This window comes from Nocardia sp. NPDC051990 (assembly GCF_040680755.1).
GTDB lineage: Bacteria > Actinomycetota > Actinomycetes > Mycobacteriales > Mycobacteriaceae > Nocardia.
Map to the genome: position 1 here is coordinate 48,859 of NZ_JBFAXH010000011.1, position 14,688 is coordinate 63,546.

At 65.7% G+C, this 14,688-nt stretch carries 15 protein-coding genes; 9 read left to right on the top strand and 6 right to left on the bottom strand.

Annotated elements, in window-relative coordinates; genetic code table 11:
* Nucleotides 1-138: 138 nt before the first annotated feature.
* The 3 genes from AB0L63_RS20580 to AB0L63_RS20590 all read right to left on the bottom strand — a co-directional run bounded on the left by AB0L63_RS20580 (nucleotide 139) and on the right by AB0L63_RS20590 (nucleotide 3,158).
* Nucleotides 139-678 (bottom strand): hypothetical protein, encoded by a 540-nt coding sequence (locus AB0L63_RS20580; protein ID WP_364503042.1) that lies wholly within the window; start codon nucleotides 676-678, stop codon nucleotides 139-141.
* A 126-nt stretch (nucleotides 679-804) separates the two neighbouring features.
* A complete protein-coding gene (locus tag AB0L63_RS20585; protein WP_364503045.1) occupies nucleotides 805-1,476 on the bottom strand; it encodes a response regulator in 672 nt (223 codons plus the stop codon).
* Nucleotides 1,458-3,158, bottom strand: a complete 1,701-nt coding sequence (locus tag AB0L63_RS20590) for a sensor histidine kinase (protein WP_364503048.1) — start codon at nucleotides 3,156-3,158, stop codon at nucleotides 1,458-1,460. The genes AB0L63_RS20585 and AB0L63_RS20590 overlap by 19 nt, the downstream gene beginning before the upstream one ends.
* A 146-nt stretch (nucleotides 3,159-3,304) precedes the next feature.
* On the opposite strand from AB0L63_RS20590, the gene AB0L63_RS20595 reads away from it, so the two are divergent.
* From AB0L63_RS20595 to AB0L63_RS20605, 3 genes are read left to right on the top strand one after another with little or no spacing between them, the layout of a single operon-like run.
* The gene (locus tag AB0L63_RS20595; RefSeq protein WP_040695968.1) at nucleotides 3,305-4,111 is read left to right on the top strand and encodes an ABC transporter ATP-binding protein; all 807 of its coding nucleotides are present in this window, start codon (nucleotides 3,305-3,307) and stop codon (nucleotides 4,109-4,111) included.
* Entirely contained in the window at nucleotides 4,101-4,988 is an 888-nt protein-coding gene (locus AB0L63_RS20600; protein WP_364503052.1) for an ABC transporter permease, read from the top strand. Before AB0L63_RS20595 ends, AB0L63_RS20600 begins: the two co-directional genes overlap by 11 nt.
* Nucleotides 4,949-6,043, top strand: coding sequence for an ABC transporter substrate-binding protein (locus AB0L63_RS20605; RefSeq protein WP_364503054.1), 1,095 nt, complete (start codon nucleotides 4,949-4,951; stop codon nucleotides 6,041-6,043). The genes AB0L63_RS20600 and AB0L63_RS20605 overlap by 40 nt, the downstream gene beginning before the upstream one ends.
* A gap of 60 nt (nucleotides 6,044-6,103) precedes the next feature.
* Here the strand turns inward: AB0L63_RS20605 and AB0L63_RS20610 are convergent, their stop codons facing one another.
* Nucleotides 6,104-6,868 carry a siderophore-interacting protein gene (locus AB0L63_RS20610; RefSeq protein WP_364503057.1) on the bottom strand — a complete coding sequence of 255 codons (765 nt, stop codon included), beginning with the start codon at nucleotides 6,866-6,868 and terminating at the stop codon, nucleotides 6,104-6,106.
* Nucleotides 6,869-7,190: 322 nt separating this feature from the next.
* Between AB0L63_RS20610 and AB0L63_RS20615 the strand changes: the two genes are divergently transcribed.
* From AB0L63_RS20615 to AB0L63_RS20625, 3 genes are read left to right on the top strand one after another with little or no spacing between them, the layout of a single operon-like run.
* Entirely contained in the window at nucleotides 7,191-8,618 is a 1,428-nt protein-coding gene (locus AB0L63_RS20615) for an amino acid permease (RefSeq protein ID WP_364503059.1), read from the top strand.
* A gap of 26 nt (nucleotides 8,619-8,644) precedes the next feature.
* Nucleotides 8,645-9,667 carry an FAD-dependent monooxygenase gene (locus tag AB0L63_RS20620; RefSeq protein ID WP_364503062.1) on the top strand — a complete coding sequence of 341 codons (1,023 nt, stop codon included), beginning with the start codon at nucleotides 8,645-8,647 and terminating at the stop codon, nucleotides 9,665-9,667.
* Between the two features lie 54 nt (nucleotides 9,668-9,721).
* Entirely contained in the window at nucleotides 9,722-10,375 is a 654-nt protein-coding gene (locus AB0L63_RS20625) for a class I SAM-dependent methyltransferase (RefSeq protein ID WP_364503065.1), read from the top strand.
* A gap of 141 nt (nucleotides 10,376-10,516) precedes the next feature.
* Here the strand turns inward: AB0L63_RS20625 and AB0L63_RS20630 are convergent, their stop codons facing one another.
* The gene (locus AB0L63_RS20630; RefSeq protein ID WP_364503068.1) at nucleotides 10,517-10,813 is read right to left on the bottom strand and encodes an FAD-dependent oxidoreductase; all 297 of its coding nucleotides are present in this window, start codon (nucleotides 10,811-10,813) and stop codon (nucleotides 10,517-10,519) included.
* A 167-nt stretch (nucleotides 10,814-10,980) separates the two neighbouring features.
* Between AB0L63_RS20630 and AB0L63_RS20635 the strand changes: the two genes are divergently transcribed.
* Nucleotides 10,981-11,190, top strand: a complete 210-nt coding sequence (locus tag AB0L63_RS20635; RefSeq protein ID WP_364503071.1) for a hypothetical protein — start codon at nucleotides 10,981-10,983, stop codon at nucleotides 11,188-11,190.
* Entirely contained in the window at nucleotides 11,187-11,924 is a 738-nt protein-coding gene (locus AB0L63_RS20640) for a hypothetical protein (protein ID WP_364503074.1), read from the top strand. Before AB0L63_RS20635 ends, AB0L63_RS20640 begins: the two co-directional genes overlap by 4 nt.
* Before the next feature lie 6 nt (nucleotides 11,925-11,930).
* Here the strand turns inward: AB0L63_RS20640 and AB0L63_RS20645 are convergent, their stop codons facing one another.
* Nucleotides 11,931-13,343, bottom strand: a complete 1,413-nt coding sequence (locus AB0L63_RS20645) for an MDR family MFS transporter (protein ID WP_364503077.1) — start codon at nucleotides 13,341-13,343, stop codon at nucleotides 11,931-11,933.
* Nucleotides 13,344-13,804: 461 nt separating this feature from the next.
* Here AB0L63_RS20645 and AB0L63_RS20650 point away from each other — a divergent pair, with 461 nt between their 5' ends.
* Complete coding sequence (locus AB0L63_RS20650; protein WP_364503080.1) at nucleotides 13,805-14,686, top strand: SDR family oxidoreductase; 882 nt, start codon at nucleotides 13,805-13,807, stop codon at nucleotides 14,684-14,686.
* Nucleotides 14,687-14,688 lie beyond the last annotated feature (2 nt).

Genomic DNA, 14,688 nt, shown 5'->3' on the forward strand with positions numbered 1-14,688 from the left:
ACGCCGTTTATGGAGTCGACACACCGAACCCCTGACTTGTTGTTGCGACAACAGATAGAACCGCGCTGATGAGCCCGGCGGCGGTTGATGATCATCGGCGTCGGTGCGAGCGTCGCGCTGAGCGGTACCAACTGAGGATCAAGCGCGGTTGGTGGTGTTCCAGAAGCCGATCCAGAGCGCGCCCCACCAGCATGCCTGGGAGATGAGAAGCGTCAGCGTCCCGCGGGCGATCAATGCTCGGTCGAGGATGCCGTCGCGGGCCGCGACTCGGTCGGTGAAGGCGGATGCTTGTAGACCGTTCAGTGTCAGGACCACGACCAGCGCCATTTTGGTTTGGGTGGTGTGGTTGGCGATATTCGGTTCGAGGAGCACCCCGCTGGCGACCAGACCGATGACGCCGAGCCAGATGGGTAGTTGCAGGCGGTCGGCGACGGTCAGCATTTCGCGCAGGGGCGTGCGGCGCAGGACCCAGGCCACGGCGAAATAGTCCACCACCAGCACCGCGCCGAAGCCCAGGACCAGCGATGCCAGGTGGATGAGCAAGGCCGCATGGTGCAGCGCCGGTGCGCAGTGCAATCGGGTCGACAACCAGATCGCCATCGCGAGCGCGGCGCAGGCGGCAGCCGTCCGGATCGCGAAACCACGTCGGGTACGTACCCCGTCCACCAGCGCCGTCATCGGCCCCACCGCACATCACGGCCCTGCATTGTCGATCCTCACTCGCACACAACTCACCCAACCTGATTAAGGTTAGGCACGCCTAATGTTAATGCCTCCGATTTCGGTCGAGATCGACAGGGGCAGTCAGCGGCGCGGTATGGCGGTGTACTCCTGTTCGGGGCGACCGGTGGTGCCGTAGCGCAGACGCATCCGAACGCTGCCCGCGGCGGCCAGGGCGGCGAGGTAGCGCTGGGCGGTGGCGCGCGAGATGCCGATGGCGGTGGCTACCTCGGCGGCGGACAGTGGTGCGGTGGCCTCGAGGACGGTATGCAGGACAAGGTCTTTGGTGGGGGAGGCGATGACGGGGGTGGCGGTGGGCGTCGAGATCGGGCGCAGCGCTTGGAGTGCGGCTTCGATGCCCGCGTTATCGACCTGCGGTGCGGCGAGGGTGCGGCGGTAGCGGGCGTAACCGGCCAGGCGGGCCGCGAGCATGGTGTGTGGGAAGGGTTTCACCAAATATGCGAGCGCGCCGGCAGTGAATGCGGCTCGGACGGTGGCGCTCTCGGTAGCGGCCGTCAAAACCATTGCTTCGCAATGTAATTCGCGCACCAGGTCGATGCCCGAACCGTCGGGCAGAAACACATCGACCAGCGCCAGGTCGATCGCGTGGGCGGCGTTGAGTTCGTGCGCGGCGACCAGGGTGTTCGCGGTGCCCGCGACGGTGAAACCCGCGATGGATTCGACGATTCCGGCGTGCAGATTGGCCACGCGAAAGTCGTCGTCCACCACCAGCACGGTCAGATCTGTTGCGGCCATGGCATTTCGCTGTCTACTAGCACTCCGGGGATTCGGGCGATGAATTCGGCTCCGGTGAGCGGTGGTGCACCACCGCGTGCACTGGCCAGCCGGACATCGCCGCCGTGCGCGCGAGCGATCTGGCGGATCAGTGCGAGGCCGACACCGCGCCCGCCCGGCACGCCGCGATCGTCGCGGGTGGAGGTGCCCTCGGTGAACAGGGCGTCGATCATTTCGGGTGCGACACCGTCACCGCTGTCCGCGACCGTGATGTGCAGTATCGAATCCTCCTGCACCAGTTCGACTTCCACCTGTTTGGTCGGATTGGCGGCGACGCGTGCCGCCTCGATCGCATTGTCGAGCAGATTGCCGAGCACCGTGGTGACATCGACGGGTTCGGCGAGATTGCCGTCCACCCAGGTATTCGGTCCGAGTACGAGTTCGACGCCGCTCTCGCGCGAATGCGCCGCCTTGGCTGCGAGGAAGGCCTGCAGATACGCGTCATGGATCGCATCGATGCCTGGCGTCGCCGCGCCGAGCGGGCCCGCGCCGATCAGCTCGTCGATGACATGGGACGCCTCCTCGGTTCGCCCACTGTGCAGCAGGCCGCTGAGCAGGTGCATCTTGTTGGAGAACTCGTGGCGCTGGGCGCGCAGCACGGTACTCATCGACTGCACCGCATCGAGTTGGCGGGTCAATGCTTCTACATCGGTGCGATCACGCACGGTGAGAACGGCACCGAGATCGCGCCCTTCGCGGGCGACCGGGTGGGCCGCGACCACCACGATATGCGAGCCGATGGTGGCGGGTGTCGGTTGTTCGTCGAGCGCACGGAAAACCTCTAGCACCCGTGGCGTCAAACCGATCTCGTCGACCGGCTTGCCGATATCGGCGCTGATACCGAGCAGCCGCCGCGCCTCGTCATTGACAAACGTTGTGCGCCAAGCGGAATCGACGGCGAGCACACCACGGCCGATGCCGTGCAACACCGCCGCCTGACCTTGGACGAGTTCGGTCAGTTCGGCGGGTTCGAGTCCGAGCGTCAACCCGCGCCACCGCCGCGCCAGAAATGCCGATCCCGCGACGCCGATCAGCAGCGCCACCGCGATCAACAGCGCCGCGGTGCGCAGATCCGAGAGTAATTGCCCGCGAATCGCGGTGGTCGAGATGCCGACGCTCACCGCGCCGACAGTGCGATTCGAATCGAGTTCCACCACAGGAACTTTCGCGCGCACCGAAGGTCCGAGCGTACCGCGCTCCTTGACGATCACCTCCCGGCCCGCCAGCGCCTCCGACGGATCGGTACTCACATGTTCGGTCAGGCGCGCCGCGTCCGGATGCGCCAACCGGATTCCGGCATCGTCGGTGATCACCACGAACAGTGCGCCGGTGCGCTGGGTTGTATCGATGGCGATCCGCTCCAGCCGTCCCGCGGTGAGCTGCGGCCGCAGTTCGGGCGTCACCGTGCCGGGTGCGTACCAGGCGACTTCCGCGCGCACCACCGGTTCGGCAGCGATGCTGCGCGCGATGGCAAGCGCGCGCTGTCCGTACTGATCGTTGAGCCGTTGACCGCTGACGTAGCCGAATACCGCGAAGGCGGCGGCGAGGGTCACCGTGACGATCACGATCTGCAGCAGCAGCACCTGGGTGCGCAACCGGAAGTGTCCGGTCGCGCGCCCTTGTGCTCTGCCGTCGCTGGCCATTTCCGCAGCATAAACCACGCGGACGGGCGTGAGCAGAATGCGCACAACCTTCGAATCGGTCGTTTGCTCCGGTTGTGCGCACAAGCCTCGAAGTGTGACCCGGCCCACGTAGGTTCGCTCTACCTGATCCGCTAGGAGCAAGAAAAATGACCGAACCACTCATCGAGCTGCGGAGCGCGACGAAGCGCTTCCCCGGCACCGGCGGCGGAATCCACACCGCCGTCCGCAATCTCGACCTCGCGGTGCAACCCGGCGAATTCGTCGCCGTCGTCGGCCCGACGGGTTGCGGAAAGTCGACGACGCTGTCGTTGGTCTCCGGGCTGGAACCGGCCTCGGCCGGGCGGACGCTGGTGCGCGGCAAGGATGTCCACGGCATCCCGGACGGCATCGGCTATATGTTCCAGCAGGACGCGGTGCTGCCGTGGAAGAGCGTGATCGATAACGTCGCCCTCGGCCCGCGCCTGCGCGGCAAATCCAAAGCCGAAGCACGCGAACAGGCCCGCGGCTGGGTGCGCAAGGTCGGTCTCGCCGGATTCGAGAGCTACTACCCGCATCAGCTCTCCGGCGGTATGCGCAAGCGCGTCGCGCTGGCGCAAACCCTGGTCAACGATCCCGAGATCCTGCTCATGGACGAGCCGTTCAGCGCGCTGGATGTGCAGACCAGGCAGCTGATGCAGGACGAACTGCTGCGCGTATGGGCGGGTACCGGTGCGGCCGTCATCTTCGTCACCCACGATCTGGAAGAGGCGATCGTGCTCGCCGACCGCGTTGTCGTCATGACCGCGAGCCCGGCGACGGTCTGCGGCAACTTCCCGGTCTCGCTGGAACGTCCGCGCGATGTCGAGGAGGTCCGGCTCACCAACGAATTCCGGGACATCTACAAGGAAATCTGGGAAACGCTGCGCGATCAGGTCGAGGCAGCCCGAGGCAAGGGAGCCTCCCGTGTCGCATAACGTGCTCGACGATGTGGCGAAGTCCGCACCCGAGGTCGAAACCGAAACCGAGGAGCAGATTCTCGCGCGCGTGCGGACCAGCCTCCGACGCAACCGGCTGCGCACCTGGGGCTTGCGGATCGCCCTGATCGCGGTGTGGCTCGGCGCGTGGGAGCTCACCGCAACGGTGTGGATCGATCCGTTCTTCTACTCCAAGCCCTCGCTGATCTGGGACCGTCTGGTCGAATGGTTCACCGAGGGAACGCAATTCGGCTCGATCTGGCTGCAGATGTACACGACCGTGCAGGAAGCAGTGCTCGGTTTCGTCATCGGGGCGGTGGCCGGTGTCGTACTCGGCACGCTGCTCGGCCGCAGCCGGTATTGGGCCGAGGTGCTCGCGCCGTTCATCAAGGCGCTCAACGCCGTTCCGCGTATCGTGCTGGCGTCGCTGTTCATCATCTGGTTCGGTCTCGGGCTCAGCTCGAAGGTCGCGACGGTCGTGGTGCTGGTGTTCTTCGCCGTATTCTTCAATGCCTTCACCGGTGCGCGTGAGGTCGACGGCAATGTCATCAATAACGCTCGTATTCTGGGTGCGAGCAAACGTCAGGTGCTGAGTTCGATCGTGCTGCCGAGCGCGACCACCTGGATCCTGTCCAGCCTGCACACCGCCTTCGGTTTCGCGCTGATCGGCGCGGTCGTCGGTGAATATGCCGGTGCCAGTAAGGGTTTGGGTCTGCTGATCAGCAATGCCCAGGGCACCTTCGATTCGGCCGGTATCTATGCGGGGATGATCATCATCACCGTTATCGCGCTGCTTGCCGAATGGGCGATCAGTGCGGCGGAGGGCCGATTGCTGAAATGGCGTCCGTCGCAGGCGACTTCGAGCCATGGGATCTGATCATGCGGTACGTCAAACATCTGACGATCATTGTCGGAGTCATCGCGGCGCTGCTGCTGGCGACCGGTTGTCGGGACTCGCGCACCATTCCGATGGCCAACGGTCGGCCCCAGATCGCCATTATGGTCGGCGGTCTGGAGAAGGTGATCTACCTGCCCGCCATGCTCACCGAGCGGCTCGGCTTCTTCGAGCAGAACGATATCGACGTCAAATTGCTCGGCGAGCAGTCGGGCGCGAGTGCTGAAACCGCGCTGTTGACCGGCGATGTGCAGGCGGTGGTCGGCTTCTACGACCACACCATCGACCTGCAGGCCAAGGAACAGTGCCTGACCTCGGTGGTCCAGTTCGCCGATGTGCCGGGCGAAGTCGAGCTCGTTTCCAAGGCGGATGCGGCGAGTATCAATTCGCTGGCGGATCTGCGCGGCAAGAATCTCGGCGTGACCTCGCTCGGCTCCTCGACCGACTTCCTCACCCAGGCGCTCACCGGGCAGGTCGGCATGACCACCGCCGACTACACCCGCGTGAAAGTCGGTGCGGGACAGACCTTTATCGCTGGCATGAACCACAATGGCATCGATGCGGGTATGACCACCGACCCGACGGTCGCCACCATGGTGAACTCCGGTGAGGCGAAGATTCTGGTGGATATGCGCACCGAGGAAGGCACCCGCGCCGCATTGGGCGGGCTGTATCCGGCATCGTCGCTTTACATGCGCTGCGACACCGTCGACGCGCATCCGGATATCGTGCAGAAGATCGCGACCGCCTTCGTGCAGACGCTGCAGTGGATCAAGACGCACACCCCCGAGGAGATCGCCGCCAAGATGCCCTCGCAATACGCGAGCGCGGGTCGGGATCTCTACGTCCAATCCATCCGTGACTCGATCGGCATGTTCAACGGCACCGGTCTGATGAAATCCGAAGGCGCCGAGAATGTGCTGAAAGTGCTCGGCAAGTACTCGAAGAATGTGGCACCCGTTCGGGACCGGATCGATCTGTCGAAGACCTACACGACCAAGTTCGTGCAGGAGGCGCTGCGCGCGAATCAGCAGTAGCGGCAGCACGAAATCCCATGGCGACCGGCAAACATCCGGTCGCCATGGGATTTCGGCCGCTCACCTGTTCGGCACAGTCTCGGTGTCCTGGGCCTTGAATTCGGCCTTCCACTCGCGGAAGCCCTCCTCGGTGCGGCCGCGCCGCCAATAGCCGGAGATCGAGGCCGCCCACTCGGCGCGGACGCCACGGTCGCGGCGCACGTAGCGGCGCAGATCCTGCATGACGGAGCGGGCCTCGCCGTGTATGAAGACCTGAACCTGCCCGTCGCGCCACGTCGCCGCGCGCACGCCTTCGGCCAGTACCTCGCCCGGCTCGCGGGTGCCGCGATGCAGCCAAGTCAGCTCGATGCCGGTCGGCTTGTCCAGCTCCAGTTCGTCAACGGGTTCGGCGACCTCGACGAACGCCAGCCCGGCCGCATCGGCGGGCATCCCCTCGAGCGCCGCCGCGATCGCGGGCAGCGCCGCCTCGTCACCGGCCAAAAGATGCCAGTCGGCGTCGGCGCGTGGCGCATAGGCTCCGCCCGGTCCGAAGCAGTCGATGATTTCGCCCGGCCGCACCGAAGCCGCCCACGGCCCGGCAATGCCCTCATCGCCGTGGTAGACGAAGTCCACGGCCAGCTCACCGGCATCCGGATCGATCGAGCGCACGGTGTAGGTGCGCAGCACATCGATCCCGTCGCGCGGGAAAATGAACTTCACATACGAGTCGGTGAACTCGCTCGGCCGAAATGTGGCGAATCCAGGTCCGCCGAAATACACCCGGATCAGACGCGGGGTCAACCGCTCGGTGCGCTGCACCGTCAGGGTGGTGCGGGGTCGTGCCAAGGTAACCTCCACTATTACTAATTAGGCTTGCCTTATCAACCGTACCCGGTTCTGTTCATGGTGCGGGTTACCGCGGACACGCGAGCCGTCGCGTCACAGGACGGCCCCAACCGGACCGAGCGCGTCCTGGCCCGCCTGGCTGCCGCCGCCAGCCGCAACGGCCGCCGCCACCAGGCTCCCTGGCGAATCACGGCTTCCGCCTGCCCTGAGCACGGCATTGTCCGAGGCGGGCGATTGTCCGGGGCGGGCGGCGTGCCGGTAGTGCGGCCGGTAGCGTGACTGGCCGATGGATCTCGAGCTCCATGGGAAGGACTGCACATCCATGACAGCCTCTGACCGTCAGCGACAAGCGGCGGCACCCACCGACCCCACGGTATCCGGCGAAGAGGGGTACTCCCGGGGGCTGAGCCCGCGGACCATTCAGATGATCGCGATCGGTGGTGCGATCGGCACGGGCCTGTTCTATGGTGCGGGCGGCGCGATCGAGCAAGCGGGGCCGGGGCTGATCCTGGCCTATCTCGCGGCCGGTCTGGCGATCTTCGTAATCATGCGGGCGCTGGGGGAGTTGCTGACCTATCGACCGATCTCGGGCAGCTTCGCCGAGTACGCGCACGAATTTCTCGGGCGCTTCGCGGGATTCGTCACCGGCTGGTCGTACTGGGCGGTGTGGGTGGCGACCTGCATGGCCGAGATCACCGTCGCCGGGAAGTATATGCAGTACTGGTTCGATATCGCGCCGTGGCTGACCGCCCTGGTGGTGTTGGCGGTGATGTTCTGCGCCAACCTGATCTCGGTGCGGCTGTTCGGTGAGGGCGAATTCTGGTTCTCCACCATCAAGGTCACCGCGATCATCGCGATGATCCTCATCGGCATCGGGGTGCTGACGATCGGCTTCGGCCATGCCGCCAATCCGACGGTCACCAATCTGTGGGCCGATGGCGGTGTATTCCCGAACGGGTTCGGCCAGTCGCTGCTGGCGCTGCAGATCGTGCTGTTCGCCTACGTCGGCGTCGAACTGGTCGGCGTGACCGCGGGCGAGGCACGGGACCCGCGCAAGACGCTGCGCAAGGCGATCAACACCCTGCCGTTCCGCATCGGCCTGTTCTATGTCGGCGCGCTGGTGGTGATCATGTCGGTGGCCAGTTGGCGCAACTTCCACGCAGGTAAGAGCCCGTTCGTCGAGGTGTTCGAGCAGATCGGCATTCCGGGTGCCGCCGGGATCATCAATTTCGTGCTGCTCACCGCGGCGCTGTCGTCGTGTAATTCGGGCATCTACTCCACCGGCCGCATGCTGCGCACCCTGTCGCTGCACGGGGAGGCGCCCGCGGGGCTGAACAAGCTCAGTTCGCGCGCGGTGCCGTACGTCGGTATCACCGCTTCGGCGGCCGCGATGGTCATCGGGGTGATCGTGAATGTGATCTCGCCGGATAAGGCGTTCAACTACATCACCTCGGTCAGCACCATCGGCATCATTTTCGTCTGGGGCGTAATTCTGGTGTGCCACCTGATCTATCGCGCCAAGGTCGGCCGTGGCGAACTGCCCGCCAGCGATTACCGCCTGCCCGGTGCGCCGATCACCACCTGGCTGGCGCTGGCCTTCCTGGGTTTGGTTGTCGTGCTGCTGTTCTGGACCGAGAGCGGGCGCACCGCGATTATTGTGGGAGCGGTCTGGGGTGTGCTGGTCTGCGGCGGCTATCTGGCGCTGACCAAACTCGGCAAGGGCGGCACGGTCACCGAACCGGTGGCCTAACGGTCCACACCGGACTGAGGAGTCACATGGTCACCATTATCGGCGGCGGTATCGCGGGCACGATCCTCGCCGGAGCCCTTGCACGCGATGGACTTCCGGCCACCGTGTACGAGCGCCGGTCCACGGTCGACGCGGGTGCATTCCTCACTCTCGACGCGCGGGCGCACGCGGCGCTTGGCGAACTCGGGATAGATCGCGCGGATTTGGCCGCCGCGTCGTATGAGGTGCGCGCGCTCGGTGTGCACGACCGCACCGGATATCGCGCGCAGCCCGGTGCCGGTCGGCGGATCTACTTCCGCCCGGATCTGCTACGAGTGCTCACCGGCTTCGCCCACGCCACGGCCGCGGCGTTCCACTACGACCGTCCGGTGACCGATCTGGACATCGAGAACGGAACCATGTGGCTCGCAAGTGAATTGGTGACGCCGGACGGGCCGATTATCGCCGCGGACGGTATCGACTCGCTCGTGCGCGCCCACCTGGAACCCGACCGGCCCGCGGTCTACTCGGGTCAGGTCGTCATCTACGGGGTCACCACCACCCCGGTCACCCTGCCCACCGAAGAATCGGTACTGCACTTCCATCGCACCGGCAATGCCCGGCCGACCGACGCCTTCGGGCACCTGTGGAACGACGAGACGGCGGTATGGTTCGCCAGAATCCGCCGCCCGCCGATTCCCATGGCGGACAACGGTTTCCACCCGGTCGATGTCTGGGCGGAGCAGATCCACACCGCGCTGCCCGCCATCCCGGAACTGATCGACTCGCTGCTCGCGATCACCGATAAGGTGCACGTCAGCAATGCCCGCGATGTGCCGCTGACCCATCCGCGCCTGCCTCGAGACGACATCATCCTTTGTGGCGACGCCGATCATGCCATCACGCCTGCCGCTGGCGTCGGTGCCCGCGACGCGATCGAGGATGCCGCCGCCCTCTACCGGGCACTCGTCGCCGAGACGTCGATCGCCGAGAGCATGGCGACCCGTCGTGACCAGATCCGCGCCGAGCGCGCCGAGGTCGCCGAAGCCTTCCGCCGCGGCCGCTTCTGATGTCGGTGGGTTCGTGGTTGCAGCCTGGTCGGCCTCGCGTGCGAGACTGGTTGGATGGCCGTGAATCGAGATGCCGATGCCAGCAGGTTGGCCGCGAAGTCGCTCGCGCAGGACGATCCGACCGGGTGGTTCGAACAGCTATACGCGGAGGCGGCCGCCGGGGCGGCGATTGTGCCGTGGGATCGTGATCAGCCCAATCCGATGGTGGTCGAGTGGACCGAGCGGCGCGCCTCGAACGGTGCCGGGCGGCGGGCATTGGTGATCGGCTGCGGGTACGGCCAGGATGCGGAATACATCGCGCGGTTCGGCTTCGCGACCACCGCCTTCGATATTTCGCCGACCGCGATTGCCGAAGTGCGCCAACGATTTCCGGAATCGGCCGTGGAGTATGTGGTAGCCGATCTGCTGGATCCGCCCGCCGCGTGGCGGGATGCGTTCGATCTCGTCGTCGAGTCGATTACGGTGCAGTCGATGCCGGTGTCCGTGCGCGACACTGCGATCGCCAATATCCGGCGGGCCGTGGCGCCCGGTGGTCAGCTGATCGTGATTGCCGGAATTCGAGCGGAGGGAGAGCAGGTCAGCGGACCGCCGTGGCCACTCACCCGGTCGGAGATCACCTCGTTCGCGGATGGGCTACAGATAGTGGAGATCGAGCAGAATCCGCAGACGCAACGCTGGCGGGCCGAATTCCATCGACCGATGCCGTGATCTGCGCGGCGGCATGTCTACCCGAGCACACCACGGTACGTGCGCCGGTACCACGCGCGACATCCGATCCAGCCGTCGCAGCCCGATGTAGGCATCCAGCAGGGCGGACGCGGCGATCAACGGAATCCGACCGCGACGGCGCTACAGTTTCCCGTGCGGTTCGAACAGCTGCCGACCGGCGATGTAGGTGGGAAACGTCGCCAGCCCCGATCCGTCGATCAGTGCCATTACCCGGTCCTGATCGGGGCCGACCCACCGCCCACCGACCTCGACGATCTTGCCGTCCCCGATCGGGTGGTTCACGGTGCGACCACCGACCGGATCCCGTCGCATCGACGACCACGTATCGAATCCATCTCGGCGCAACTGGCGAGCCGCCGTCGATCCGGCCAGTCGGCCGCCGATCACCGCGATATCCACCGTGCGCTCGACACCCATGGCGACCACCGATCCACCCGTGACCGATCGACTCGGTCCTATGCTCCGACGTCAGGACCGGCGCGGTACCCGTCGATGACCCCGAAGAGCATGGTTTTCTTGCATCCCGCCACAAATCGCCCCACTGTTGATCACGAGCGAACCCGATGGGCCCGACGGAGGCAACCATGGCAGAGCACACGCTGGCGGAACTGATACCTGATGAGCTACCCCCGGGCATTGCCGCGCTGAGCCCGGAGCACCAAGCTGAACTCGCCCAGGCGATCGAGGCTGCCGGATGGCGGCAGATCGGCGAGCTCAGGGATGCCGCCGCCGGCATGCTCGACTTCCTGCCGCGCTTGCTACGCGGCCCGGTCAAGAAGGCGGCCGGATTGTGACGGTGCAATTGCTGAAACTCGCACGGACACTGGGGGTTGCGGTCGAGCAGCTGGATTATCTCGGCGACGTATCCGATGCGGACCTGCGTGCCTTCCGCCTTCAGATCACGGATCTGTTCGTGGCCGGACAGGAGCCCGGACTGCGGCGGGTTGCCCAGGCGTCCAAGGTGATTCCGGCGCAGATCACCGCGAAAATGGTGGCGCGCAGCCGCGGTGCACTACTCGCGGCCCGGATGTCGGGCGTGCTCGACCCGTCGCACGCGGTGGATGTCGCCAAGCGCCTCCCGGTCGACTTCCTCGCCGATATCGCCGCACGGCTCGATCCACGCCATGCCGCGGCCATAAACGGTGGCCTGTCCGAGGCGACCATTGTTGCGATCGGCAAAGAGCTTGCGGCCCGCGAGGATTGGCTCACCCTCGGCGATCTGGTCGCCTCGATCTCCGATACCGTGGCCCGCGCCGCCGAATCCGCGCTCGATGGCGTCGCGCTCGTCCGCTCGGCCTACCTCGTCGACGACACCACGCAGCTGGCCCGCTTCGTCAACCTGGCATCGCCCGACAAACTCACCGAAATGCTCTATGCCACAGCCGAAAACGATCTATGGTCGCAATATCGCTGCGTACTGGACGCCCTCTCCGAATCCGCGATCGACGTCGTCCGCACCGCCGCCGAACAACTACCCGTCGAGCAACGGGCCCGCGCGCTGGCCGAAATCGTGGAGCGGCGAGGCTGATAACCCTCACTCGGCGTTCGCGCCTCGGCGCGGCATCATCGCGGATGCGATCACCATGACCAAGGCCATGGCGGCCACCGCGAGGAAAACCAGATGCACCGCCGAGGACAGCAGTTCCGGTGCCGGATGGTCGGTGTCGCCGACGCGCGAGTTCACGATTGCGCCGAAGATAGCGACACCGACCGCACTGCCCAATGACCTGGCGAACATATTCGCCGAGGTAACCACGCCGCGCTCGGACCACTCCGCTGTGGTCTGGGCCGCGATCAGGGTGGGTGTGGCGACCAAGCCCATGCCGGTGCCGATCACGAAACACGAAGCCGCGACCTGAATCAGCGTGGAGTTCTCATCGATCAGCAACGTGGTCGCGGCACCTAACGCGGCCAGGGTGCTGCCGATCAGCGCGGTCGCGCGAAAACCGATGCGCAGGTAGACCTTGCCGGCCTGTGAGGCGGCCAGCGGCCAGCCGAGGGTGAGCGCACCGACGGTCAGACCGGCCAACAGTGCCCCGGTACCGAGCACGCCCTGGGTGAAGGTCGGCACATACGAGGTCATACCGAGCAGGATCGCGCCGACCAACACCGAGAGCAGGCTGCTGGCGATAATGACTCGACGCGTGAAAACCCACAGCGGCAGAATCGGATTCGCAGCCCGGCGCTCTACCAGGCCGAACAGCACCAGCAGGAGTGCGCTGCCGACGAAGATGCCGATGCCGGTCGGAGACGACCAAGCCCAGGCCTGTCCGCCCTCGAGCAATCCGAGAATCAGCGCCCCGGCGCCGACGGTGAGCAGTGCCGCACCGAGGTAGTCGACGCGTTGTTCGCGCCGTGGCGTGCTCTCCGCGAAGCTGCGCACCAGCATCCACCCGGCCAGGGCGGACAGCGGGATATTGATCAGGAAGATCCAGCGCCAGCTGACGTATTCGGCGAACAGCCCGCCCAGCAGCGGCCCGACCACCGCCGAGATCGCCCACACGCTGGCCAGGTAGCCCTGCACTTTGGCGCGTTCGGTCAGGGTGTACAGATCACCGGCGATGGTCATGGTCATCGGCATGATGGCGCCGGCGCCGATACCCTGCACGGCGCGGAAAATGATCAGCCCCAACATGCTCGTCGCCACACCGCACAGCAGCGAGCCGAGCGCGAAAACCGCTATGCCGAATAGGATTACCGGCTTGCGCCCGACTGTATCGGCAACCTTGCCGTACACCGGCACGGTAACCGCTTGTGTTAGTAGGTAAATCGAGAACAACCACGGGAATTGCGAAAATCCGCCGAGGCTGTCGGTGATGGTCAGCACCGCGGTCGCGATAATGGTGGAATCCAGCGCGACCAGTCCCGTCGCGAGCATCAGCGAAGCAAGGATCGCACCCCGATCGGATCGCAGACCGACAGACGACTCCACTGCCTCGGTTGCCACCGACCGGCCCCTCTCTTTCGCTTCACTAACTACCCGAAGCAACGTATCGCGGTCGCGGCTATTCCCGCGCGGAATTTTTTCGGCACCGATCGGTCGGCGCAGTCCGGGTTCGGTCGCGATCTCCTCTTGCAGTGGCAGGCATCCCGTTTTTTGGCCATGGGGTGCCCGGCCGTGCGGCAGGGTGCCGGTCTCGTGGATTGCGGCAAACCGGGGATACGAATTTCTACTGATTAGATGCGTGATACTCATCACGCTTGCGATCAAAGTGCCTGTTAGAAGAGGTTCTGAAGTTTCTCGGGTTCGTCATCTACTATTTATCTCAGTAGTTCGAGCAGGGGCGAAGGGGCCGTGATCCATCGAACAACGACCGGGACCAGGCGGTGCGGCGGAGTTCTCGCGCACCGTGTGACGATTCGGCAATGTGGATGCTGGCCGGTAGCGGGCGATTAGACTCGTGGACCATGACCGCCTTCACCGGCAAAGTTGTACTCGTCACCGGCGGCGCGAGCGGCGTAGGCGCGGAGGTCGCTAGACGGTTGCGCGCCCGGGGTGCGCACCTCGTGCTCGTTGATCTCGACCTGTCCCGGCTGCGCGAGTTCGCGAAAGAACTCGGCGGCGACGAGCATGTCGTGGCTGTCCCTGCCGACGTGCGCGACCTCGCCGCGATGGAGGCCGCGGTCGCGCAGGGGATCGAGAAGTTCGGCGGCATCGACATTGTCCTCGCGAACGCCGGAATCGCCAGCTACGGGTCGGTCCTCGAGGTGGACCCCGCCGCCTTCCGGCAGGTGATCGAGGTCAACCTCGTCGGTTGCTTCCACACCGTCCGCGCGGCCCTGCCGGCGGTCATCGAGCGGCGCGGTTATGTGCTGATCGTCGCCTCCCTCGCGGCCTATGTGGCGATGCCGACGATGGCGGCCTACAACGCCTCGAAGGCCGGGGTCGAGCACTTCGCGAACGCGTTGCGGCTCGAGGTCGCGCACCTCGGCGTCGATGTCGGGTCCGCGCACATGTCATGGATCGACACCCCGCTCGTGCGGGAGAGTTTCGCCGATCTACCCGCGACCACGCGAGCGCTCGCCGCGCTGCCGAGCCCGATTCGTAAGACGACCTCGGTGCAGGAGTGCGGTGCCAAGTTCGAGCGCGGAATCGAGCGGCGCGCCAGGCGGATCAATGTGCCCGCCTGGGTCGGCGTCCTACGCTGGCTGAGACCGCTGCTGCAGACGCCGTTCGCCGAACGCGAGAGCAGCAAGACCACTTCGGCCTGGCTGCCGGAGGTCGACGCCGAGGTGGCCGGGCTCGGTCGTTCGCTCAGCGCCCGGACGCAGGCTCTCGGCAAGGACTAGCA

Coding starts and splice junctions, on each gene's coding strand:
- AB0L63_RS20580 (WP_364503042.1), bottom strand. CDS start 678: ATGACGGCGCTGGTGGACGGGGTACGTACCCGACGTGGTTTCGCGATC.
- AB0L63_RS20585 (WP_364503045.1), bottom strand. CDS start 1,476: ATGGCCGCAACAGATCTGACCGTGCTGGTGGTGGACGACGACTTTCGC.
- AB0L63_RS20590 (WP_364503048.1), bottom strand. CDS start 3,158: ATGGCCAGCGACGGCAGAGCACAAGGGCGCGCGACCGGACACTTCCGG.
- AB0L63_RS20595 (WP_040695968.1), top strand. CDS start 3,305: ATGACCGAACCACTCATCGAGCTGCGGAGCGCGACGAAGCGCTTCCCC.
- AB0L63_RS20605 (WP_364503054.1), top strand. CDS start 4,949: ATGGCGTCCGTCGCAGGCGACTTCGAGCCATGGGATCTGATCATGCGG.
- AB0L63_RS20615 (WP_364503059.1), top strand. CDS start 7,191: ATGACAGCCTCTGACCGTCAGCGACAAGCGGCGGCACCCACCGACCCC.
- AB0L63_RS20620 (WP_364503062.1), top strand. CDS start 8,645: ATGGTCACCATTATCGGCGGCGGTATCGCGGGCACGATCCTCGCCGGA.
- AB0L63_RS20625 (WP_364503065.1), top strand. CDS start 9,722: ATGGCCGTGAATCGAGATGCCGATGCCAGCAGGTTGGCCGCGAAGTCG.
- AB0L63_RS20630 (WP_364503068.1), bottom strand. CDS start 10,813: ATGGGTGTCGAGCGCACGGTGGATATCGCGGTGATCGGCGGCCGACTG.
- AB0L63_RS20635 (WP_364503071.1), top strand. CDS start 10,981: ATGGCAGAGCACACGCTGGCGGAACTGATACCTGATGAGCTACCCCCG.
- AB0L63_RS20650 (WP_364503080.1), top strand. CDS start 13,805: ATGACCGCCTTCACCGGCAAAGTTGTACTCGTCACCGGCGGCGCGAGC.